Genomic DNA, 1,150 nt, shown 5'->3' with positions numbered 1-1,150 from the left:
CATACATTGAGCGTTCCCGCCACGCGTTGATCGTATTTTTCAGTTGCCTACTGGCGGGGAAACCCCAGTTCCGCACCCGTTAAACGAGGTCTGCCAGCTTGAGCCTCTGGATTTTGCCCGATGGTCCTTTGGGCAACTCAGGCAAGAAATGGATGACGTCAGGCGACTTGAACTTCCCAAGGCGTTCCTGACAAAGCGCTATCAACGCCTGTTCTGACAACTGCGACCCTGGTTTGATCACGACAGCGGCTTCAACCGTTTCACCATAGCTCTTGCATCTTCGCGCGAATGCCGCGGCCTCGATGATGTCGGGTTCCGAATAAAGTACTTCATCAATCTCGCGGGGTGCGATGTTTTCACCCCCCTTGATGATCAACTCTTTCAGCCGCCCCGTCACAAAGACATAACCATCCTCGTCCACATGCCCCAAATCGCCAGTCCGCAGCCATTCACCCGCAAATGTCTTTTCAGTTGCTTCGGGGTTGTGAAGATATTCCACCATCACATTGGGGCCACGTATCGCGATTTCGCCCTCCTGATTTGCCGGTGCTGCTTTGAGATCGGGCGTCAGGATGCAAACTTCATTGCCGTAGCCAACACCGGGTGACCCGATTTTGCGTACACCGGGCGGAAGTGGGTTTGACAAGATTTGGGCCGCCGTTTCCGTCAGGCCCATGGTTTCTATAATGGGTACGTTGAAACGTTCTTCAAAAGCAGATTGGGTCTCGACAGCGAGCGCGGATGACGCAGAACGGCCGAAACGCAGGCGTTCGCAGACTTCAGGCACGGGGTTGGTGTCATTGTGTAGAAGGTGGCTAATAATCGTAGGCACGACCGAGAACCATGTCACCTTTGCCATTTCTGCCTGATCCCAGAACTTGCTGGCCGAGAATTTTCCGGTCATAGCCAGTGACCCACCCGACACCAGCGCCCCCATCATCGTGACGCAAAGCCCGTTGATGTGATAAATCGGAAGCACGCAAAACCCGCGATCCGCTGGGGACAGATCATGTGCAATGGCTGTCGTCCACCCGCCAGCTAATAGGCTAGCATGGGAGTGCACAACGCCTTTGGGCTGGCCTGTCGTGCCGGACGTATACATCAAGAGCGCATGTTGGTTGGCGGTGAATTCCGGAATTTCAGCCTTGTC

At 54.8% G+C, this 1,150-nt stretch carries 1 protein-coding gene; it reads right to left on the bottom strand.

Annotated elements, in window-relative coordinates:
• Nucleotides 1-79 precede the first annotated feature (79 nt).
• On the bottom strand, nt 80-1,150 hold a 1,071-nt coding region (locus tag ACXAH3_RS16425; RefSeq protein WP_474863345.1), incomplete at its 5' end, for an AMP-binding protein.

This window comes from Aliiroseovarius sp. ABM4_368, from assembly GCF_056161205.1.
The sequence above is the reverse complement of the archived record's forward strand: the minus strand, read 5'-3'. Positions and strand labels throughout refer to the sequence as shown.